This is a genomic window from Xanthomonas campestris pv. badrii (assembly GCF_012848175.1).
Taxonomy (GTDB): Bacteria; Pseudomonadota; Gammaproteobacteria; order Xanthomonadales; family Xanthomonadaceae; genus Xanthomonas; species Xanthomonas campestris_C.
In genome coordinates this window covers 2,538,441-2,558,763 of sequence record NZ_CP051651.1, presented here as the reverse complement: position 1 = coordinate 2,558,763, position 20,323 = coordinate 2,538,441, and the positions used below count along the sequence as shown (strand labels likewise).

Here is a 20,323-nt window from a genome sequence, read left to right as displayed (position 1 = left end):
AAACCCTGCGCTAGAATGCGCGCCCTGCACAGCGCAATGCTGACGCAGGATTCGGGCGGTTAGCTCAGCGGTAGAGCACTACCTTGACATGGTAGGGGTCACAGGTTCGAACCCTGTACCGCCCACCACTCCAAGTCCAGATGGCATGGCGACTTGGGTGGATTACGGATGCAGGTTCGCTGCATCCTGATTTCTGGCAGAAAGTGCAGGCTCCGAGCGTGGAGTCGGGTAGTTACTGTCGGAGCTTCTGTCTATGTTGAGTGCCTCTCAACAGCATTTAGCGCTGGGACGTGCGGCCTTGGCGCCAACATGATCATCGTGGACGCTATGCGGCGTGAGCACCACGCATGCCTCGTTCTGTATCCTGATGCAATCCCGTGGTTCGTGGATGGCGCACTTGACCACGCCCGGTCGCGCGCAGCGCGGGCTGTCTGGGGTGAACAGGGCGGGACGTGCAGTTGATGCAGCTCGCGATGCAGCGCCGGCTGCGGAGGCGTAGCGGCAAGGGCGTCTGGTACGTCGCTCCTTCTTCACATGCGCTGCGTTAGCATTTCGTGAGGTCAGGCATGGAGCGCATAGAGATGGATGAGTATCAGCATACGGTGCTCGCCAGAGGGGGATACCGTGTCGTGGCGATTTCCCCTGAAAGGGTCTACATGGCCGATGCCGTGCTCGGATATGCAGTTGTCACGGATGCGGGGACGCGATTGACTCCAGATCTTTCCTATGATCAAGCGTCACTCTGGATTAATTCGCTGGTGGAAAGTGACAGGGATGCACGTGGACCTGATGTGCCGGGGAAGCGATCAGCTCTGGGACGATAGCTATCGGTTGTGTTCTCGAGTAGGCATCGATCGGTAGGCAAGATCGAGTAGATGGTTCAAAAGCGACGTGGGGCTTGATGAGCACAGTCTCGGTGTGGTTAGCCGGACAAGGCTGCTTCGTGGTGAATGTGATAACGTTTTCAAGAAGTGTGCTTCAAGTCACGTAAGTCGTGTGAACATATGCGTCGATTGTTGACTCGCCTTGCAGTTAAGGGCAGAGTTATCAAGAATTTACGGTTGGTAGAGCTTGGTTAAGGGGCGCGGCGCCGGAAGGGCCGTACAGGAGCGACACTATGGATGGTTCTCAAGCGTATTCATTTTCATTTTTTCCCGGTGTGCCCTCGTCCAAGGCCGTACCGCGCTTGCGCGTCCGCCTGTCTGTCGGCGAGTGGCTGGATAATTTTTAAGAGACTGCCTTGCTTCCGCCGCTTCCGAGTGTGTGGGGTCGAGGCTTTTTGCGTTTTCAGGCCCGAAATTTACGAGTTGGAGAGTCAGAGTGAATCCGATGTACGCGTCCAAGCTGTCGCTGGTCTTCGTGGTTGTAGGGTTGATCGGTGCCTGCGCGACCAAGCCTGCTCCTGACTTTGGTGGAAGGTGGAAGCACGTCAATCATTTCGACGAGGCTCCGACCGAGATTCCGCTCTATACCTCCTATACGTACCAGGCCACGCCCATGGACGGGACGTTGAAGACCATGCTCGAGCGATGGGCAGCCGATTCGAACATGCAGCTGTCTTACAACCTGCCGTCTGATTACACCCTCATCGCGCCGGTCTCCAACATCAGCACGACCAGCGTCCAGCAGGCCGCCACCGAGTTGAGCGCTGCGTACGCGGCACAAGGCGTTTCGGTAACCGTATCTGCCAACAAGTTGTTGGTGCAGCCGGTACCTGTTGCATCCGGAGCCAAGCTGCAATGACTGATCGCCGGTCGGGCGCCAGCGCGCGCGCGTCCAGCAGACAGTGCACGTCTCCCCAGCATCCGCGTGTTGTCGCGGCAATAGTTTTAGGCCTGTCAAGGCCTCCCGGTGATGGATCTCGACATGTTGCGTAAGAAGATCAGTGAAAAGGATGAATCCGCACAGGTAGGTGCGGCTGTCCAGAAAGCGGTGAACTACGAGGTGAGCATCGCTGATCTCGCGCGCCGCAGTGAAAAACGTGCGTGGATGGTGGCCGTTGTGTCCATGGTGATCACGGTCATGACGGCGGGCGGCTATTACTACATGCTGCCGCTCAAGGAGAAAGTGCCGTATTTGGTCATGGCAGATGCGTACTCCGGTACCAGCACCATCGCCAAGCTTGAAAAGAATTTCGGCGGGCGCACCATCAGCACCAGCGAGGCGCTGGCGCGCAGCAATATTGCGCGTTTCATTATCGCGCGTGAATCGTTCGACCTTTCCATCATCGGGCAGCGCGACTGGAATACGGTCTCGGCGATGGGAGCCACGAATGTGGTCAGCGAGTATCGCGCACTGCATTCGTCCAACAATCCGTCGCGGCCCTTGAATACCTATGGCAAGCTCCGGGCGATTCGCGTCAACATCTTGAGCATTACCTTGATCGGCGGACAGGGGCAGCCCTACAAAGGGGCGACCGTGCGCTTCCAGCGAACGGTGTATGACAAAAATTCCACTGTCTCCACCTTGCTCGACAACAAGATTGCAACCATGGCATTCGTGTACCAGGACAACCTGGAAATGAGTGACAGTTTGCGGGTTGAAAATCCCCTGGGCTTTCGGGTGACCGACTATCGGGTGGATAACGATTATTCCTCGTTGCCGGTTGCCCCTGCCGCTGGCGCTGTGATCAATGCGCAGCCGCAGGCCGCGGTACAGCAAGTGGCGCCTGCTGTGGTGGACCCCAATGCAGCGAATATTTCGGGTGCGGTACCGCAAGGCGCTGTGCCACTGCAGCAGGGAGTGGCGCCGCAGGGCGGGGTACCCGAGCAGCAGACGCAGCCCGCATTCCCGGATCAAATGCAGCCGGCAGGTCAGCCTGCGGTACAACCCCAGAGGACGCCGAATAATGTCAATGGAGCAAGCGGTCGATGAAACTTTTTAATCGGTACAGGGCTGCGTTATTTTCAGCACTGCCACTTGCACTATGCGCATTCTCGGCGGCTGCTCAAGTGGTGCAGGAGTATGAATATGCGCCGGATCGTATCTACCAGGTGCGTACGGGTCTGGGGATCACTACTCAGGTCGAGCTGAGCCCGAACGAAAAGATCCTGGACTACAGCACCGGTTTCACTGGCGGCTGGGAGCTCACACGGCGTGAGAATGTCTTCTATCTCAAGCCGAAGAATGTCGACGTCGATACGAACATGATGATTCGTACGGCAACGCATTCTTACATTCTTGAGCTCAAGGTGGTTGCGACCGATTGGCAGCGCCTGGAACAGGCGAAGCAGGCAGGTGTTCAGTACAAGGTGGTCTTCACTTATCCGAAGGACACCAGTTTCAACAACGTCGAGGACGCTGACACCTCGAAGAAGGGCCCGTTGCTGAATGCCAAGATCCTCAAGGATCGGCGTTATTACTATGACTACGACTATGCAACACGGACCAAGAAGTCCTGGCTGATTCCAAGCCGGGTCTATGACGACGGCAAGTTTACTTACATCAACATGGATTTGACGCGCTTCCCAACCGGGAACTTTCCTGCGGTGTTCGCCCGGGAAAAGGAACATGCCGAGGATTTTCTCGTCAACACGACCGTGGAAGGCAACACCCTGATCGTGCACGGGACTTACCCTTTCCTGGTGGTTCGCCATGGCGATAACGTCGTCGGTCTGCGAAGGAACAAGCAAAAGTGAACTCGAATACTCCAAACGGTCCTGATGAGCGCTCCCCGAACAATGGTGGGGAGGAGCAGCGCAACGGTGAATACAACGAGCGCAGCAATCCTTACTTTGCGCGCCAGCAGGCGGGTGCAGAGCCGGATCTGGACGCCAATGAACCGGTGTTGCGCTCCAGCGACATCAAGCGGCTGAATCGAAAGGCGCTGGTATTCCTGGCTGCCATTGCGGCGCTGTTGATTCTTGCAATCTTCTGGCTTGCATCTGGAAGCGGTGAAGATTCCGCTCCGCCGAAGCAGCGAACAGAGACGGTCGTTGCACCGGCGTTGCCGCAAAACATGACTGCACCCGTCGAGGAGGCGCCGGTTCCGCTTGCGCAACAGCCGAGCTTGCCGCCGCTGCCACCGATGCCGACCGATGAGACCGATGAGACCGATGAGGTCAGCTCGGCCCCGGAGCGTCAGCGCGGTCCAACCTTGCTGGAGCGGCGCATTCTCGCCGAGTCCTCCACCAACGGCACTGGCTTGCCCGGCCAGCCGGGAGCGCAACCTCCACAGAGCCCGGAAGATAGCCAGATCACGTTGGCCAAGCCGATCAGCAATCCTGACGGTCTGCTGGTGCGTGGTACCTATATCCGCTGCATCCTGGAAACCCGGATCATTTCCGATTTTGGCGGCTACACCTCGTGCATCGTTACCGAGCCGGTGTATTCCATCAACGGACATAACCTGCTGCTGCCCAAGGGCTCCAAGATGCTCGGGCAATACGGCGCCGGCGAGCCGACGACTCGACGTCTGCAGGTCGTGTGGGATCGCGTCACTACGCCGACCGGGCTGGATGTCACCCTGCAAGGGCCTGGCATCGATACATTAGGCAGTGCCGGTCATCCGGGCAGCTACAACGCTCATTGGGGTAACAAGATTGCGTCAGCGCTGTTCATCAGCCTGTTGAGCGATGCGTTCAAGTATGCAGCTGCGGAGTACGGTCCGGAGACGACGACGATCGGCGTTGGCAGTGGAGTCATCACGCAGCAGCCTTTTGAAAGTAATACCGCACGTAGCATGCAGCAGCTTGCCGAACAGGCGGTCGAGAAGTCCGGACGTCGTCCCGCCACCCTGACGATCAACCAGGGCACGGTACTGAATGTCTATGTCGCCAAGGACGTCGATTTCTCGGCTGTCCTGCCGAAGTGAATGAAATGGCTGCCATGACGATCGACGATTCCCCGACCGCACGAATTTCAAATGACTTCCTGGATTACCAGTACGCGGTGCTGGGCATCCTGGATTATTTGAACTCTCCGGAGGTCACTGAAATATGCATCAACCGTCCTGGCGAGTTGTACCTCGAAACCATCCATGGCTGGCAGCGTGTCGACGTGCCATCTCTCACGTACGACCGCGCGCGGCAGTTCTGTACTGCGGTCGTCAATGAGAGCAATACCGGGCAGCGCATCACCGATGCGGATCCGGTGGTGTCGTTGACTTTCCCGACCGGCCAGCGCGCGCAATTCGTGATGCCTCCTGCCTGCGATGCGGGCAAAGTGTCCATTACGATCCGGCTTCCTTCCAAGCACACAAAGTCGCTGGAGCAGTACAAGCACGACGGGTTCTTCGACGAGGTGCTGGAGCAGTCGGCCGACGTCAGCGACCACGATCAGGAGCTGCTGGAGCTGCGTCGCAAGCGCGATTACGCCGAATTCTTCAAGAAAAGTGTGCTGTACAAGAAAAACGTGGTCGTCGCCGGAGCCACGGGTAGCGGCAAAACCACCTTCATGAAGGCGTTGGTCAATCACATCCCGAGCGAAGAACGGCTGGTGACCATCGAGGACGCACGCGAGCTGTTTATCAGCCAGCCCAATGCCGTGCATCTGCTGTATTCCAAAGGTGGGCAGAGCACCAGTAACGTCACTGCCAAAAGCTGCATGGAAGCCTGTCTGCGCATGAAGCCGGACCGCATCATCCTGGCCGAGCTGCGTGGCGATGAGTCCTTCTACTTCATTCGTAACTGCGCATCGGGACACCCGGGCTCCATTACCAGCTGCCACGCCGGAAGTGTCGAGCAGACATGGGACCAGTTGGCGTTGATGGTCAAGGCCTCCAATGAGGGCTCGGGCCTGGAGTTCGAGGTGATCAAGCGGTTGTTGAGGATGACCATCGACATCGTGGTTCACATCAAGGCGCACGCCGGGCGACGCTTCATCACCGGCATCGATTTCGACCCCCTGAGAACGTTGCGTGGGGGATGAGGCACCCGTTCTGCAATGGAAGTGATTTGATCTTGGAGGAGAAATGACATGTTGCCTGGCATGGAACTGATGGGGTGCACTGGACTGGCCGTTCCCGGCGAGGTGATGCAGCACGTTGTCCGTGTCGAGTCCTCGCGTAATCCCTACGCCATTGGCGTGGTGGGCGGGAGGCTGGTGCGTGAGCCGCGCGGCCTGGCCGAGGCGGTTGCCACCGCCAAGATGCTGGAACAGAAGGGCTACAACTTCTCCCTCGGGCTCGGCCAGGTCAATCGGTACAACCTGCAAAAGTACGGCCTGACCAGCTACGAGATGGCGTTCGAGAAATGCCCGAATCTTGTCGCTGCTTCGCGCATCCTGGCCGAATGCCATTCCCGCTCCGGCGCTAACTGGGGTAAATCGTTCAGCTGTTACTACTCCGGAAACTTTGAAACCGGCTTCAAGCACGGCTACGTGCAGAAGATCTATGCCTCCATTCGCCAGTCGGTAGCGTCTGCGGGCTCCGGGGCGGAGGCAATTGCAGTGGTGCCCACGCGTCAGGTGCGGTTACGGCCTGCCAATCCGTTGCGGCAGGCGGCTGCCGAATTGGCGGATGCGATCGTCGCGCGTCGCATTCAGGATTTTTCGGGTGTCGGCCACACGACGGCTTCACCGTCAGCGCCTATGCTAGCGCCACCTGCAGCACCTTATTCTCTGCCGAGCCGCATCTCACCCGTGGCCCCTGCGGAGGAGAGCGAGCTGTACGTTGTAAAGCCGACGGGTCAGGGGCGCGGCGTAGCCTTGCCCGCTGCTGCCCCGTCGGCGGCTACAACGCCTGACCAACCTGCTGCACCCGTCGCCGCGCAGCGCGCGCCGCAGACGGCCCCGCAAGTCGATAGTGCATTTGTTTTTTAGGATGAAACATCGCCAAGGATATGGCTGCTGGACCCCCTCTGTTCCCAAGGAGTTAGACATGAAGTTTGAAATCGACAAGAAGACAGTTGCTGATGCCAAGATGGTCGGCACGCAGGCACTGAAGGCACTGTTGTTCACCTCGTTGTTGCTGGTGGCTGGCGGCGCTGGTGCGACGGATACCCTCGGCGGAACGGATACCCGCGTCTGCGGATTCCTTAACAACGTGACCAAGCTGCTTAACATGGGCTCGATCGCCGTGGTCACCATCGCCGTCATCGTCGCAGGCTACCAGATTGCCTTCGCGCACAAGCGCATCTCCGAGGTTTCCCCCATTCTTATCGGCGGTGTTCTGATTGGCGCAGCTGGCCAGATCGCCAACATGATTCTTAAGAACAACGAGGGTGGTGACGCGAACAGTTGCGAGGGAGTCGGCGCATTGATGCAGATCGTTCAATACTATGCATAAAGATGTCCTCTTCCGCGGCTGCACCCGCCCAGCGATGTTTTTGGGGGTGCCTTACATCCCCTTCTTCATCGGCGCCGGCGGTGGCCTGCTGTTGGGGATGTACATCAACCTTTGGTACCTGTTCACCATTCCCGTCATCATCTTTGTCATGCAACAGATGGCCAAGCGTGACGAGATGATTTTCAGGTTGCTCGGATTGCGCTGGCTGTTCCGGATGCGTGCTCGAAACCTCCAGCGGTATTCCGGAATGTGGGTGTTCAGTCCCAACGAATATCGCAAGACTCCCCCGGGCAAACCGCGATAGGCACGTGAACCGTTCAACCAACCCCACGCGCGAAATCCGCGTGGGGTTGGTGTTTTCGATGGTCCTTGGTGTGATGCTTCCTTCTTAACTTGGTAAGACCATGTTCAGCCCAGACAGTCCGATCAGCGAATTCGTTTCCGTTTCGACACACGTCGCGCCCTCCGTCGTCAAGACGACAGGGGGCGACTATCTGTTGATCTGGCATCTGGCTGGCTTGCCGTTCGTTGGGCGCGACGAATTCGAGTTGGAGCAGCGGCACAATACGTTCAACCGGTTGCTGCAGACCCTGCGCGCCCCGGACTTCGCCAATGTGGCGTTCTGGACGCACGATGTTCGCCGCCGGCGAAGGATTGGAACCGGTGGGCGCTTCAAGCAATCGTTCAATCAGTCCCTGTCCGACGAATACTACGCTGCGCTGTCTTCGCAGAAGATCATGCAGAATGAACTGTATCTCAGCATGATCTATCGGCCGGTTGTCACTGGTCGCCGGTTGGTCGAAAAATCCGCCAACCCAGACAAGATTCGGGCCGAGGAGGAGCAGGCCGCCGCCAAGCTCGTCGAACTCGCGACCAACGTCGAGGCGGTGCTGAAGGATTATTCGCCCTACCGTCTTGGAATGTACGAAGCCAAGAACGGCGTGGTTTTCTCCGAGACGCTGGAGTTTCTCGGCTATCTGCTCAACCGCATCGATGAACCTGTCCCGGTGCTGCAGGCGCCGGTGCCTGCGTATCTGCCCGTCAGCAAGCACATGTTTGCCAACAAGACGGGCGATTTCGTCATCCGTACGCCGGACGGCATCAATCATTTCGGTGCAATCCTCAACGTCAAGGAATATGCCGACGGAACCTATCCCGGCATTCTCAATGGCCTGAAGTATCTGGATTTTGAGTATGTCATCACCCACTCCTTCAGCCCGGTCGGTCGTCACGATGCGCTGAAGGTGCTGGAACGAACCAAGGGCATGATGATCTCGTCGGGCGACAAATCGTCGAGCCAGATCCGCGATCTGGACCTGGCGATGGATGACGTGGCCTCCGGCAACTTTGTGCTGGGCGAATATCACTTCACCCTGGCGGTCTACGCCGATAGCCAGGAGAAGCTGGCCAGGCAGATCGCCACCACCCGCGCGGAACTGTCCAACGCGGGTTTCGTCTCGGCCAAGGAAGATCTGGCCATTGCGTCGTCGTTCTATGCACAGCTGCCGGGCAACTGGCGCTTCCGCACGCGCATCGCCAACCTGAGCTCGCTCAACTTCCTCGGTTTGTCGCCGCTGCACAATTTCGCCCAGGGCAAGCAGCACAACAATCCCTGGGGCGATTGCGTCACCACGCTGCAGACGACCAACGGCCAGCCGTACTACTTCAATTTCCACGCCACGCACCCCGCGGAGAATTCGCTGGGTGAGAAGGCGATCGGCAATACCATGGTGATCGGTAAGTCCGGTACGGGTAAGACCGCGCTGATCAACTTTCTGCTGAGCCAGGTGCAGAAGTTCGATCCGATCCCGACCATCTTCTTCTTCGACAAGGACCGCGGCGCGGAGATTTTCGTGCGCGCCTGCGGCGGCAATTATCTGGCGTTGGAAAACGGTGTGCCGACCGGCTTCAACCCGTTCCAGTGCGAGCGCAATGAAGCCAATACGAAGTTCCTTGCCGAATTGATCAAGGTGCTGGGTGGCAAGGCCGAATACAGCGCACGCGAGGAGGAGGACATCTATCGTGCGGTGGAGGGCATGCTGGACACGCCCATGCACCTGCGCAGCATGAGCAACTTCCGCAAGAGCCTGCCCAATATGGGCGACGACGGCCTGTACGCGCGCCTGCGCCGTTGGACGGCGGGCAATTCGCTGGGCTGGGTGTTCGACAACCCGGTCGATACCATCGACCTGACGCGTGCGTCCATCATCGGCTTCGACTATACGGATGTGATCGACAACGCCGAAGTGCGCGTGCCGGTGATCAACTACCTGCTGCACCGCCTGGAGGCCTTGATCGACGGCCGCCCGCTGATCTACGTCATGGACGAGTTCTGGAAGATTCTGGACGGCAAGGGCGGCTTGAAGGAATTTGCCAAGAACAAGCAGAAGACCATCCGTAAGCAGAACGGTCTGGGCATCTTCGCCACGCAGAGCCCGGAAGACGCGCTGGCCAGCGACATCGCTGCGGCCTTGATCGAGCAGACCGCCACGATGGTGTTGCTGCCCAACCCCAATGCCAGCCGCGATGACTACATCGACGGCCTCAAGCTCACCGATGCCGAGTACCAGGTAGTGGTCTCGCTGGACGAGCGCTCGCGCTGCTTCCTGGTCAAGCAAGGCCACGCCTCGGCGGTGTGCCAACTCAATCTGCGCGGCATGGACGATGCCTTGTCGGTGATTTCGTCCTCGACCGACAACATCGAGATCATGCATCAGATCCTGGCCGGCAAGGCCAGCAAGCTGGGCGTCACCGTCGACCAGCTGACGCCCGAGCAGTGGTTGTCCGATTTTTATGCCAACCGCAAGGGCTCGGGCAAGCGCAAGTCGGTCAAGGACAAGGAAGTTGAAGATGCATAGGCAATCCACTCATCCGCAGTCGTTTCATTCCGCACCAACTTCATCTGTGTCACAGGAGGCGAAGAACACCATGGCAATCACGTTCAGACATTTTTCCCAGCTCTTCATGGGACTGGTGCTGCTCAGCATGGCGGGAGCGGCCAGTGCGCAGTGGGAGGTGGTGGACAAGGATCTCAACGAGAAAGTCGAGCAGATCCGCAAGAACCAGACCATCAAGAATGGCGATGGTAAGGAATCCAGCGGTAAGGAAGTTGAGAAGCCAAAGGAGGCGCTGAAGAAGATCCCCGACGACTTCGGTGTGAGCGCGTGCTCGGCGTCCACGTCCGGTACGCCGGTGTCCAGTGTGCAGAAGCAGGTCTGCGAGATGACCCAACGCACACGCAACGCCCAGTACAACTACATGGTGGCGATGAACGAGATCACCACCAAACGCCTGGAACGCCTGCGTACGATCGAAGAAGAGCGCAAGAAGATCGGCGACCAGAAGATCGGCGAGCTTGAGAGCAACACCAACAAACTGCTGGCGCTGAAGGCGATGATGGATATCGACCGTCAGCAAATGGAGTCGGCCATGTTCGCTTACGACAAGCGCCTCGCATATCTCACCGACAAGCAGACGGGAGCGGCATTAGCGGCGATGAGCGGCACCAAGCCGCCCGAACCCGACGGTGAGTCCTCTTGGTGGTCCCAGATTACCGGCGACTTGATGAGCCTTGGCAAGACGGCCGTTGCTGGTCTGGCGATGAAGGGCGCGTTTGAGGCCATCAGGAGCAAGGAGCCTGATGGATACAAGCCACTGATGATCGATAAGGATTAAGGCGCACTCACTGTGGTGGACGCGTGTATTGCAATGGACTCAACTCGGGCAGTAGTTGCCCTACGGCGCAGCCGTCTCAGTGGATGTGATGACTTATGAATATCAGTGACTTACTGACGAATATTGCCAACTACGAATTTTTTCGTCTCATCAATGACTACCTTCGCGACGAAATCTCCATTTTTCAGTGGGAATTGCTGCAGCGGACGACGGCTTGGGTCGGCATGGTGGCACTAACGGTGTTGACGCTGTGGATTTTCATCCAGGGCTACCGTGTCGTCACAGGACAATCGCGCGAGGCAGCAATGGGTCTGGTGGTGACGGCGCTGCGGGCGGCGCTGATCATCGGGTTGGCGACGAGTATGGCCAAGGGCTCGCCGCAACTGTATTGGACCCTGACCGACGGGATTAGCTCGGCGATCACCAAGACAGTCACCGGGGACTCGGACAGCCCCTACAAGGCGATCGATCAAAACTTGATGCTGATGCAGATGGCGCTGGCTGGGCTTGATCAGATCAAGACTGGCGGTGATAAAGAAAGCGAAGACGCCAAGAACCGTGCGCGTTGGTTCACGGGCATCGGCATGGCCGGACCTGGAGTCGTTGCGGGCTCAATGCTGCTATTGAACAAGTTGGCGATGGCGCTGGTGGTCGGTTTCGGGCCGTTGTTCATCTTGTGCTTGCTGTTCCAGGCTACGAAGTCATTGTTCAGCAAGTGGCTGCTATACGGGTTGGGCACCATGTTCTCGTTGTCGGTGCTGACGTTTACGGTTAGCTTGGCAACCAAGGTCGTGGGTGCGGTAGGTGTTGCGTTTCTCGCGCAATGGGCCCTTAACGGTGGTAATGGCGAAGGCATTAGCAGCATGGCGCTGCAGCAGGGAGGAGTGGGCTTGGTGTTGACGACATTGATCCTTACCGCACCACCGATGGCGGCGGCGTTCTTCCAGGGTACACTCGGCCAGTTCGTCCCGTACTCGGCGGTTGGCTCGTTGGGCTCGTCGGATGCGGCGTCTAACGCTAATAGGCAAGGGCCGAATGCACAGATGCATCCGCCGGCTCGTGATAATCGGGAATCTGAAGGCCAATACAACCCTTCGTCAACACAGGGTTCAAGGCAGCCTCACTATGCAAATAATGATTCTGGCCCTGTCTCAACAGGTAGATTTGGTAAGGCAAATTCATAGTCCTCCTAGCGCTTTGATTTGTATAGCTGGAGTTGGTTAGTTATGAAGATATATATGGCAGTCATTGTGCTGGCCTTTCCTTTCGTTGTCTTAGGTCAGACTAGATGCCCGGTCGGTACCCAGATGGGTAGTATTCAGTGCATCCCCGACACGCCGGAGATGAAGCCTCAAAATGCTCCATCCCAACCCACTGGGGAATGGATTAAAACGTGGGGTGCAATTGCTAGCTCCAATAACGGTGATATTGGAAGTAGTACAGGGAAGTTTTCTGAAGAAGATGCAAAGGCAGAGGCGATTAAAATTTGTAAGGATTTTGGAAACTCTGATTGTGAAGTTAACTTTACCTACAAAAATCAATGTGTCGCGGTAGTGCAAGCTGCTAAAGGGCGGACTGGCGGGAAAATTATTAGTGCAGCCACTAAGGAAATGGCTCAACGTTCTGCATTGCAGAAATGCGCGGAAGCGTCTGGTGCCAAATGCGTGGTTAGAGGTACTGATTGTTCAGATCCTTTCTTTAAAAAGTATTAGCTTGACCTAACTTGTCGGGGTTCTGATGCCGATTTTTCTTAAAAATATAAGTCTAGTCTTCGCTGGAGCTGTTTTTTTACTCTTGGCGGCTTGCAAGCAAAAGTCGATCTCGGAAGTGGCTGAGGAAATTTCCAGCCCCCCTCAAAAGCTGGAGCAAAATTTAGATGCATCCGCAAATAATGCTCAAGGCGCTGATAGCACCACGGACGAGCAAAAGCGTATTGCCCGTGAGCAAGATCAGCTATTGGAGCAGGTGCTCAATAGCGATCAGCAAAAGCAACGTGGCGACCTGGCTAAAAATATAAAATTGCGATCTTCATACATCCAGTGCGTTAAACGTGCAGATGCCGTCATGCCGGCGTTGATTGATTGCAATGGTCAGGAATATGCCTATCAGGACGCTCGGCTGAATGCAGCTTATAAGCGCTTGCTGAAAAACTGGCCGGCAGAAAAGAAGGATGGGCTTAAGCAGGAGGAGCGCGATTGGATAAAGTGGCGTTATACGCTTTGCAAATCAAATGGTGCACTTGGTGGTGGGCAGGCGGAAGAGTTGGAAGACAGCTCTTGTGAATTGAATGCAACCGCGCAGCGCGCCGAAGAACTGGAGGAGCGCTAGTTACTCGGATTTTTATAATAAGCTGGTCAACTGCGAGGTTTGATGATGGCAACTATGGATGGATGGCATTTGGGTATGACATCTGCGCGACATGAAAGTGGTCGGCGCGGTGTTGAAACCATTTCTACAGGTAAAGGAGACCATGGTGGTGTTTCTTATGGGGCTTATCAGCTTTCCTCTAAATCAGGCACACTGCGAGAATATTTGAATCAATCACGCTATGCAGATGAGTTTGCAGGACTATCTCCTGCGACGGATGCTTTTGATGCGAAGTGGATTCAGCTTGCGCGCACTGATGCTGCGTTCGGCCGTGATCAGCATGATTTTATCAAGAGCACACATTACGATAAGCAAGTTGCGGCTTTAAAAGCTGGCGGGCTAGATCTAAGTGATCGTGGAGCTGCTGTCCAGGACGCTATTTGGAGCACGTCGGTGCAGTATCGCACCTTGACGCCATCATTGTTTCGAAAAGGACTGGAGGAAAAGTTCGGCGGCAGTTATCAATTGTCTGATTTGTCAGATAAGCAGGTTATTGAGGCATTGCAAGACTACAAGTACTCTCATACCAAAACGTTGTTCAAAAGTTCTCCTACTCAATGGGATTCGCTGCGTGATCGAGCGCTTGAGGAGAAACACGATCTAATTGGCTTAACTGAAGGTCGCCTACCTGCGCAGGGTAAGTCGTCTGGACCCCAACGGTCTCCATCATCTCACGACGGCAAGCTAGAACAGGGCGAGCGCGGTGAATCGGTGAAGCAGCTGCAAGGTCAACTTGCCCAGCTAGGTGCCGCCGGCCGCGACGGCACACCGCTACAAGCCGATGGTGACTTCGGCTGCAACACCAAATACGCGGTTGAACAATTTCAGCGCGGGCATGGCTTGCAGGTCGATGGTGTGGTGGGTTACCAGACGCAGGCGGCGTTGGCTCAGGCGCTGTCGCAGCAAACGGCGAAGCAAGCCGAGCAGAGCGCCGCGCCTGCTGCGCCGGCACAGGCAGCAGCAGCATCCAGCCCCTTGCTATCCGACCCTCGTCATCCAGACAATGCGATGTATACCGGCGCAGTCGGTAAGTTGGAGGCCTTGGGCGATCGCGGTGGTTTTTCTAACCGCAAGGAACTTGAGCAAGCAGCTGGACAGATCGTGTTCGAGTCCAAAGTCAGTGGTCTGCAACGCATCGACCATATCCTTCCCAACAAGAGCGGCGACGGTTTTTTTGCAGTCCAGGGCGAACTGAGTGACCCTTCAATGCGTCGCGTCTTTATTGACCGCGAGCAGGCGCAAGGACAGTCGCTCGAACACAGTAGCCGACAGCTGGCTGAGGAAAGCCAGCGTCAGGCAACGCAAGTCCAGGGGCAGGTACAGCAAACGACTTCTCCTACGATGTTGATGTAGCAGCGTCTCGTGTCTTGGTTTGACCCGATTGATGAGAAGCCGAGGTTACTGAGGCAATCTCGGCTTCTTCGAACTTCATCCAGGCTACCGCATCGTGACCGGCCAGTCGCGAGAAGCGGCGATGGGTCTGGTGGTGACGGCGCTGCGGGCGGCGCTGATCATCGGGTTGGCAACCAGCATGGCACAAGGCTCGCCGCGGCTGTATTGGACGCTAACAGACGGGATCAGCTCGGCGATCATCCGGACAGTGACGGGCAGTTCAAAGAGCCCCTACGAGGCAATCGACAAGAATCTGATGCTGATGCAGGTCGCGATGTCCGCATTGGATCAGATCAAGACGGGTGGCGATGAAGAAGGCAAGGATGAAAAAGACAGGGCCCGTTGGTTCACCGGCATCGGCATGGCAGGGCCAGGTGTAGTCGCAGGCTCCATGCTGCCGCTGAACAAACTGGCAATGGCGCTGGTGGTGGGCTTTGGGCCACTGTTCATCCTGTGTCTGCTGTTCCAGGCGACGAAGTCGTTGTTCAGCAAATGGCTCCTATACGGGCTGGGTAATGTGTTTTCGTTGTCTGTTTTGACCTTCACGGTGGGTTTGGCGACCAAGGTGGTCGGCGCATTGGACGCGGCGTTCGTCGCGAAGTGGGCGATGAATGGGTTCACCGGCGAAGGCATTAGCAGCATGGCGCTACAGCAGGGAGGGTTAGGACTGGTGTTAACGACCTTGATCATCACCGCACCACCCATGGCTGCCGCCTTCTTCCAGGGCACGCTCGGCCAGTTCACGGCATACTCGGCGCTTGGGCAGTTGGATCGTGCGGGCCAGTCGCCGGGGGCTGGGCGGCCTTATGAGCCTGGGGCGCCGGCTAGGGATAATCAACGTTCTGAAATTACTCCTGTCCCTCAAGTGAGTGGACGAGTTTCGGGCGATGAGTCCAACTCTAGCCAGACCGCAAGCGGTAAAATGGGAAACGCTAATAACGTCGACAGGCAGCGGGGCTAAAATGCGTAAAATTATTTTATTATTGGCGGTTATTCCTGTATTCGCGTTTGCGCAAACGGCGTGTCCAGTTGGTGTTGCGCCTGGCAGTCCACAATGCGGGCCTGATTCTGGGACGTCAAGAGGAGACATTCCTGCTCCGCCACCGCGGCCTACGGGTGAGTGGATAAAAACATGGGGTGCCATTGCCATCGCCGACAATGGTGATGCTGGTTACACTAAGGGGCGTCTCACTAGCAAAGAGGCTGAAGATGCCGCCCTGCAAAACTGCCAAAAATTGGCTGGCATGCAATGTACTATCGCGTTGACTTTTCATAATCAGTGTGCTGCCATCGCGTCGCCTGCTTCTAGTCGTGGTAAGGGGGCGATAACTGGAGGCCCATCCTTGAATGATGTGGAATCCAGAGCAACGAAAACTTGCGAGAAGAATTCGGGAGGGGATTGTAAAATTGCAATGTCAACTTGCAGCGATCCCATCTTTAGGAAGTTCTGATTTTTCTGTCATAAATGCCGCTAGCAAAGTGTCGCGAACCGAGAGGCGGGTACAATTTGTTCGGAGCCGGTATTTAAGAAATATTGATTTGAATTGGAAGGATTTTCTATGGTGGAACGTACACTAGTAAGAGCGGTCGTGGCGGCGCTGTATTTAGCTTGCGTCATCTCGATCACAGCGTGCAGTCCAGGCAATACTCCGTCCGCAGAGGCTGACGGGGCGAAATTATCCGCCCAAGATCAAACTGGCAAAAAGCCTGAATCCTCTCCGCAAAAGGACTTGAAAATGCCATCTGCTGTCAGTGCCAAGCTCAACGACCAAGGCGAGGTAAATGCAGATATCGGTGGTATTGCTATTTCAATCAAGTCGCAGGGCTGTAGCGAAGATAGTCCAGGGATCATGCTATGTAACCGTTCGCCAGTCGTGGAGGTGACATTCCCCGGAGCCAAGCAGATTGCATTGGAGCCTGAGGCATTGTACGTGGATAGTGATTCCACGTTCTATCATGGTCCGCTAGACGACACTTACAAGAAGAATCGTCACTCAATCATTCTGACCGACATCAATGGCGATGGGCATGAGGATTTAGTGCTTTGGTCTGGTAAAGAGGGTAATTATGGCGGCCCCTCTTACAGCGTCTATCTTTTTGACGCCACCCAAGAGCGTCTCGTTTTCAATCAGTCGCTGTCCGATATCACAATAATGGCTAATGGTCTTTTCTCCGTGAAAGGGAGTTTGCTGACTTCCAGTTCGGGGGATGGATGCTGTATCCATGTTTTCGATACCTACGAAATCAAGAAGAACGAGCCGGTGTTGATAGAGCGGGTAACCGAAGACACGAATGATCCGGCTAACCCGAAGAAAAAAATAGAGTGGCTAAAAAACGGTGAAATGAAGGAGGTGGCTAACTAGGAGGTGATTAGTGGTTTTGGTGAGTACATGCAACGCATCTCGGGGGCTGTAATGCCGATGACGCAATAAAAAATTCTAATGACATGCACGTACGGAGAATACTATGAGTGATGGACGTGGCCGGAGTACCGAAGGCTTCGGGGTAGATCGGGAATCTTCCGTTAGGTTGATCGTCAAAACCGCTCTTGAGAACGGTGTGACCGATCCAAAGCAAATATCGTACATGCTGGCGACGGCTCAGCATGAGACGCGTAACTTCCAGGCACCTGAGGAAGATTTTGGGCGCAGCCAGGCGCGCAAACTTGGATATAGCGGCGGCGAAGAATTTTATGGTCGTGGTTACGTGCATCTTACCCACGATTACAACTATGCGAAGTTCGACAAGTTGCTAGGCCTTAACGGCGAGATGGTCCGCAATCCGGACATGGCCAAGCAGCCAGAAATTGCTGCGAAGGTTCTAGTTGTCGGTATGCGTGACGGCTTGTTTACAGGGAAGCCTCTTGATCGCTATATCGATGGTGACAGCCATGACGTCTACAACGCCCGGCGTGTGGTCAACGGAGTCACTCCTAGCAAACCCTGGAGTGTAAAGGCCGCAAAGGAATGCGAGGAGTACGCGAATAATTGGGAGCGTCGGGTTCCCGATTTGATCGAAAGCGTCAAGCGCGATGGTGTCGATCTGAAACATAGCGTGACCCCCGGTTCAACTTCCCATCAGCCCTCGAATTCTCATGATGGCAAACTCGAACAAGGCGAGCGCGGGGAGCAAGTGAAACAGCTGCAAGGCCAACTTGCCCAGCTAGGTGCCACCGGCCGCGACGGCAAGCCGCTACAGGCGGACGGCGACTTCGGCGGCAACACCAAATATGCGGTCGAGCAATTCCAGCGCGGGCATGGCTTGCAGGTCGATGGTGTGGTGGGCAGTCAAACGCAAGCGGCCTTGGCCCGCGCGCTGTCGCAACAAAAGGTCCAGCAAGCCGAGCAGAGCAGCGCGCCTGCTGCGCCGGCACAGGCAGCATCCAGTCCCTTGCTGTCCGACCCACGTCATGCCGACAACCCAATGTTCGTGGGAGCGGTAAGCAAATTGGAAGCTCTTGGCGAACGTGGTGGATTTGCCGATCGCAAGGAGTTGGAGCAGGCCGCAGGGCAGGCGGTGTTTGAAGCCAAGGTCGGTGGTCTGCAACGCATTGACCACATCCTTCCCAACAAGAGCGGCGACGGCTTTTTTGCAGTCCAAGGTGAGCTTGGTGATCCGTCGATGCGCCGTGTCTTCATCGACCGCAACCAAGCGCAGGGGCAATCACTCGAACACAGTAGCCGACAGGTGGCCGAGGAAAGCCAACAGCAGGTAACGCAAGTTCAGGGGCAGGCGCAGCAAGCAGCGTCTCCTGAGATGTCGATGTAGCAGTGTCTTTCGTTTTGGTCTGACCTGATGATGAGGGCCGAGGTTATTCCGGTAATCTCGGCCCTCTTTTTTCATGGTGAGCTTGGGCGCCAAGGTTGTCGGCGCGGTGGGCGCAGCCTTCGTTGCAAAGTGGGCATTGAATGGGTTTACGGGCGAAGGCATCAGCAGCATGGCGCTGCAGCAGGGAGGACTAGGACTGGTGCTAACGACGTTGATCATCACCGCACCACCCATGGCCGCGGCCTTTTTCCAGGGCACGCTGGGCCAGTTCCCGGCGTACTCGGCGCTGGGGCAGTTGGATCGGCAGGTCAGTCGCCGGCAGCTGGGCGGCCTTATGAGCCGGGGGGGGCGCCGGCTAGGGATGCTGGCCGCTCTGACACTCACGCAAGGGGAGGGACTGACAACATAGTTCGTTCGGATGTGGGGGGGCGCTCTGAGTCTTCCACGCCCCAAGAATCCGGAAACCGAGGTCTCGCACAGCGATGATTGTGAACGCAAAGGAGTGAGCCTATGAAAGCGATCTATACAGTTTCTTTGTTTTTTTCACTAATGGCGGCGAGTCCCGCTTTCGCTCAAACGGCCTGCCCTGTTGGGGTCGCTCCTGGAAGTCCACAGTGCGGGCCTGATTCCGGTACGTCTAGGGGAGATATGCCGATGCCTCCTCCTAGGCCGACAGGGGAATGGATTAAGACATGGGGGGCCATTGCTACGTCTCAATCGACAGGTGAAGCTGGAACGTCAATTGCTAAGCTCACTGAGGGCGATGCTAGAAAATCTGCCATAAATCAGTGTGCATTGGGCGGTGCATCTGACTGCAAAGTCCACTTGGTTTATAGGAATCAGTGTGCTGCGTTCGCAACCTCTCATTCTGATACTTATTTTCAAGCGGCCGAGAGTAAGGAGGTGGCGGTCCAGTTAGCAAAGAAGAACTGCGAAATGGGTGAAACCGGTTCTTGTAAGGTGATGTATTCAGATTGTACTGATCCCATTTTTAGAAGATATTAATTTATTGTTGCACGTATGTTTTTTTATAAATGGGATTTTTCATGTTGCCGAAAAATATATGGGTATTTTTTTTGGCTTTGGGATTCTTCACGCTGGGCGCTTGCCGGCAGGACGCTACTTCCGCGAAAGAGAATGAAGGCATCAAGGAAGAGCGCAGAGATATGCCAGAAGACAGCTCTGAATCATCGCCTCAGCCTGAAAATTCGGACGGAGTGGCCCGAATGACGTCGCTTTCTCAAGTCGTCTCTCTACTTGTTGTCAACGATGGCGCTTCTTGGTCAAGCTTCGACGGCATTCCAGGCGTGCAGTGGCGGGAGTCTTCTCCGCAGCGTAATCCTGACAGCACTGGTCCCGAAAACTCAAAGTCCCGTAGCGGAACACTTGTTCTCGATGGCTTTGGTATGGTTGACGTACCTGACGGGAATCAAGGGGCTGATGCAGGAGTGAAGAAGGCCAATGAAGGTGAGTCGGGCCTTACCCTCACGGGGGATGCACAGAATGTGCACTCGATTGCGGTAAAGAAGTTTTATATCAGCCCCGAATATGCTGATGTAGTGAAACGTCAGCTCCCTGATACAGCCTCGGTACGTCTCTTTGCTGGTGACTGTGCTCAAGACATGGGGGGTGGTCCCGACACTCAGACGAAGTTTTACGTGGTAGAGCTCGAGGGCCGTCAGCTTTTCCTGGAGGCGTACGTTGACGACGGCGAGGGCTCACGTGGACCTGGCTACACAACTTTTCTTTTTACCAAGGCAAAGCCCGATAAGAGAATAAAAGAGTTGCAATGTAAGGTGTTCTAAATGCGCAACATCCGGCGCCACTAGAAGGGTGGTGCTTTACCAAACCGTCATATCCAGAGGACATGCATCATGGCTGATAGACGAGGGTACT

Annotated in this window: 21 protein-coding genes, 1 tRNA gene and 1 pseudogene; all 23 read left to right on the top strand. The window is 56.0% G+C overall.

The window, feature by feature from the left end; genetic code table 11:
- Positions 1–53: 53 nt before the first annotated feature.
- The 23 genes and pseudogenes from HG421_RS10780 to HG421_RS21245 all read left to right on the top strand — a co-directional run bounded on the left by HG421_RS10780 (position 54) and on the right by HG421_RS21245 (position 20,232).
- Positions 54–128, top strand: a tRNA-Val gene (locus tag HG421_RS10780).
- A 453-nt stretch (positions 129–581) separates the two neighbouring features.
- Positions 582–824 carry a hypothetical protein gene (locus HG421_RS10775; RefSeq protein ID WP_169706373.1) on the top strand — a complete coding sequence of 81 codons (243 nt, stop codon included), beginning with the start codon at positions 582–584 and terminating at the stop codon, positions 822–824.
- 505 nt (positions 825–1,329) lie between these two features.
- A complete protein-coding gene (locus tag HG421_RS10770) occupies positions 1,330–1,743 on the top strand; it encodes a TcpQ domain-containing protein (protein ID WP_169708159.1) in 414 nt (137 codons plus the stop codon).
- 123 nt (positions 1,744–1,866) lie between these two features.
- A complete protein-coding gene (locus HG421_RS10765) occupies positions 1,867–2,874 on the top strand; it encodes a virB8 family protein (RefSeq protein ID WP_169706372.1) in 1,008 nt (335 codons plus the stop codon).
- Positions 2,871–3,638: a TrbG/VirB9 family P-type conjugative transfer protein gene (locus HG421_RS10760; protein WP_169706371.1), complete on the top strand. Its 768-nt coding sequence runs from the start codon at positions 2,871–2,873 to the stop codon at positions 3,636–3,638. Before HG421_RS10765 ends, HG421_RS10760 begins: the two co-directional genes overlap by 4 nt.
- Positions 3,635–4,813 carry a TrbI/VirB10 family protein gene (locus tag HG421_RS10755; RefSeq protein ID WP_169706370.1) on the top strand — a complete coding sequence of 393 codons (1,179 nt, stop codon included), beginning with the start codon at positions 3,635–3,637 and terminating at the stop codon, positions 4,811–4,813. The genes HG421_RS10760 and HG421_RS10755 overlap by 4 nt, the downstream gene beginning before the upstream one ends.
- A gap of 5 nt (positions 4,814–4,818) precedes the next feature.
- A complete protein-coding gene (gene virB11 / locus HG421_RS10750; protein WP_211161718.1) occupies positions 4,819–5,868 on the top strand; it encodes a P-type DNA transfer ATPase VirB11 in 1,050 nt (349 codons plus the stop codon).
- Between the two features lie 60 nt (positions 5,869–5,928).
- The gene (locus HG421_RS10745) at positions 5,929–6,759 is read left to right on the top strand and encodes a lytic transglycosylase domain-containing protein (RefSeq protein WP_169708158.1); all 831 of its coding nucleotides are present in this window, start codon (positions 5,929–5,931) and stop codon (positions 6,757–6,759) included.
- Between the two features lie 58 nt (positions 6,760–6,817).
- Positions 6,818–7,225 carry a TrbC/VirB2 family protein gene (locus HG421_RS10740; protein ID WP_169706368.1) on the top strand — a complete coding sequence of 136 codons (408 nt, stop codon included), beginning with the start codon at positions 6,818–6,820 and terminating at the stop codon, positions 7,223–7,225.
- A complete protein-coding gene (locus HG421_RS10735; protein ID WP_169706367.1) occupies positions 7,218–7,529 on the top strand; it encodes a type IV secretion system protein VirB3 in 312 nt (103 codons plus the stop codon). Before HG421_RS10740 ends, HG421_RS10735 begins: the two co-directional genes overlap by 8 nt.
- Positions 7,530–7,629: 100 nt before the next feature.
- A complete protein-coding gene (locus tag HG421_RS10730; RefSeq protein ID WP_169706366.1) occupies positions 7,630–10,083 on the top strand; it encodes a VirB4 family type IV secretion/conjugal transfer ATPase in 2,454 nt (817 codons plus the stop codon).
- Positions 10,076–10,900 (top strand): hypothetical protein, encoded by an 825-nt coding sequence (locus HG421_RS10725; protein ID WP_248279368.1) that lies wholly within the window; start codon positions 10,076–10,078, stop codon positions 10,898–10,900. Before HG421_RS10730 ends, HG421_RS10725 begins: the two co-directional genes overlap by 8 nt.
- Positions 10,901–10,995: 95 nt before the next feature.
- Positions 10,996–12,084: a type IV secretion system protein gene (locus tag HG421_RS10720; RefSeq protein ID WP_169706365.1), complete on the top strand. Its 1,089-nt coding sequence runs from the start codon at positions 10,996–10,998 to the stop codon at positions 12,082–12,084.
- Between the two features lie 42 nt (positions 12,085–12,126).
- Positions 12,127–12,612 carry a DUF4189 domain-containing protein gene (locus HG421_RS10715; protein WP_169706364.1) on the top strand — a complete coding sequence of 162 codons (486 nt, stop codon included), beginning with the start codon at positions 12,127–12,129 and terminating at the stop codon, positions 12,610–12,612.
- Positions 12,613–12,637: 25 nt separating this feature from the next.
- Entirely contained in the window at positions 12,638–13,228 is a 591-nt protein-coding gene (locus HG421_RS10710) for a lysozyme inhibitor LprI family protein (RefSeq protein ID WP_211161717.1), read from the top strand.
- A gap of 45 nt (positions 13,229–13,273) precedes the next feature.
- Complete coding sequence (locus HG421_RS21255; RefSeq protein WP_169706363.1) at positions 13,274–14,620, top strand: peptidoglycan-binding domain-containing protein; 1,347 nt, start codon at positions 13,274–13,276, stop codon at positions 14,618–14,620.
- Positions 14,621–14,741: 121 nt separating this feature from the next.
- A complete protein-coding gene (locus HG421_RS10700) occupies positions 14,742–15,620 on the top strand; it encodes a type IV secretion system protein (RefSeq protein WP_248279367.1) in 879 nt (292 codons plus the stop codon).
- A 1-nt stretch (position 15,621) separates the two neighbouring features.
- Positions 15,622–16,110 carry a DUF4189 domain-containing protein gene (locus tag HG421_RS10695; protein ID WP_101361392.1) on the top strand — a complete coding sequence of 163 codons (489 nt, stop codon included), beginning with the start codon at positions 15,622–15,624 and terminating at the stop codon, positions 16,108–16,110.
- A 108-nt stretch (positions 16,111–16,218) separates the two neighbouring features.
- Entirely contained in the window at positions 16,219–17,022 is an 804-nt protein-coding gene (locus HG421_RS10690) for an FG-GAP repeat protein (protein ID WP_248279366.1), read from the top strand.
- A gap of 103 nt (positions 17,023–17,125) precedes the next feature.
- Positions 17,126–18,427, top strand: a complete 1,302-nt coding sequence (locus HG421_RS10685; protein WP_169706362.1) for a peptidoglycan-binding protein — start codon at positions 17,126–17,128, stop codon at positions 18,425–18,427.
- A 70-nt stretch (positions 18,428–18,497) separates the two neighbouring features.
- Positions 18,498–18,913: pseudogene (locus tag HG421_RS21250) on the top strand (type IV secretion system protein); the annotation flags it as partial.
- 24 nt (positions 18,914–18,937) lie between these two features.
- A complete protein-coding gene (locus HG421_RS10680) occupies positions 18,938–19,432 on the top strand; it encodes a DUF4189 domain-containing protein (protein ID WP_084624523.1) in 495 nt (164 codons plus the stop codon).
- 41 nt (positions 19,433–19,473) lie between these two features.
- Positions 19,474–20,232, top strand: a complete 759-nt coding sequence (locus HG421_RS21245; RefSeq protein WP_248279365.1) for a hypothetical protein — start codon at positions 19,474–19,476, stop codon at positions 20,230–20,232.
- Positions 20,233–20,323: the final 91 nt, after the last annotated feature.

Bases quoted from the DNA above. Each gene is read 5' to 3' on its own strand.
- HG421_RS10745 (WP_169708158.1), top strand. From the start codon at position 5,929: ATGGAACTGATGGGGTGCACTGGACTGGCCGTTCCCGGCGAGGTGATG.
- HG421_RS10730 (WP_169706366.1), top strand. From the start codon at position 7,630: ATGTTCAGCCCAGACAGTCCGATCAGCGAATTCGTTTCCGTTTCGACA.
- HG421_RS10685 (WP_169706362.1), top strand. From the start codon at position 17,126: ATGAGTGATGGACGTGGCCGGAGTACCGAAGGCTTCGGGGTAGATCGG.
- HG421_RS10700 (WP_248279367.1), top strand. From the start codon at position 14,742: ATGGGTCTGGTGGTGACGGCGCTGCGGGCGGCGCTGATCATCGGGTTG.
- HG421_RS10695 (WP_101361392.1), top strand. From the start codon at position 15,622: ATGCGTAAAATTATTTTATTATTGGCGGTTATTCCTGTATTCGCGTTT.
- HG421_RS10710 (WP_211161717.1), top strand. From the start codon at position 12,638: ATGCCGATTTTTCTTAAAAATATAAGTCTAGTCTTCGCTGGAGCTGTT.
- HG421_RS10760 (WP_169706371.1), top strand. From the start codon at position 2,871: ATGAAACTTTTTAATCGGTACAGGGCTGCGTTATTTTCAGCACTGCCA.
- HG421_RS10715 (WP_169706364.1), top strand. From the start codon at position 12,127: ATGAAGATATATATGGCAGTCATTGTGCTGGCCTTTCCTTTCGTTGTC.
- HG421_RS10765 (WP_169706372.1), top strand. From the start codon at position 1,867: ATGTTGCGTAAGAAGATCAGTGAAAAGGATGAATCCGCACAGGTAGGT.
- HG421_RS21255 (WP_169706363.1), top strand. From the start codon at position 13,274: ATGGCAACTATGGATGGATGGCATTTGGGTATGACATCTGCGCGACAT.
- HG421_RS10740 (WP_169706368.1), top strand. From the start codon at position 6,818: ATGAAGTTTGAAATCGACAAGAAGACAGTTGCTGATGCCAAGATGGTC.
- HG421_RS10680 (WP_084624523.1), top strand. From the start codon at position 18,938: ATGAAAGCGATCTATACAGTTTCTTTGTTTTTTTCACTAATGGCGGCG.
- HG421_RS10690 (WP_248279366.1), top strand. From the start codon at position 16,219: ATGGTGGAACGTACACTAGTAAGAGCGGTCGTGGCGGCGCTGTATTTA.
- HG421_RS10725 (WP_248279368.1), top strand. From the start codon at position 10,076: ATGCATAGGCAATCCACTCATCCGCAGTCGTTTCATTCCGCACCAACT.
- HG421_RS10775 (WP_169706373.1), top strand. From the start codon at position 582: ATGGATGAGTATCAGCATACGGTGCTCGCCAGAGGGGGATACCGTGTC.
- virB11 (WP_211161718.1), top strand. From the start codon at position 4,819: ATGGCTGCCATGACGATCGACGATTCCCCGACCGCACGAATTTCAAAT.
- HG421_RS10735 (WP_169706367.1), top strand. From the start codon at position 7,218: ATGCATAAAGATGTCCTCTTCCGCGGCTGCACCCGCCCAGCGATGTTT.
- HG421_RS10770 (WP_169708159.1), top strand. From the start codon at position 1,330: ATGTACGCGTCCAAGCTGTCGCTGGTCTTCGTGGTTGTAGGGTTGATC.
- HG421_RS21245 (WP_248279365.1), top strand. From the start codon at position 19,474: ATGTTGCCGAAAAATATATGGGTATTTTTTTTGGCTTTGGGATTCTTC.
- HG421_RS10720 (WP_169706365.1), top strand. From the start codon at position 10,996: ATGAATATCAGTGACTTACTGACGAATATTGCCAACTACGAATTTTTT.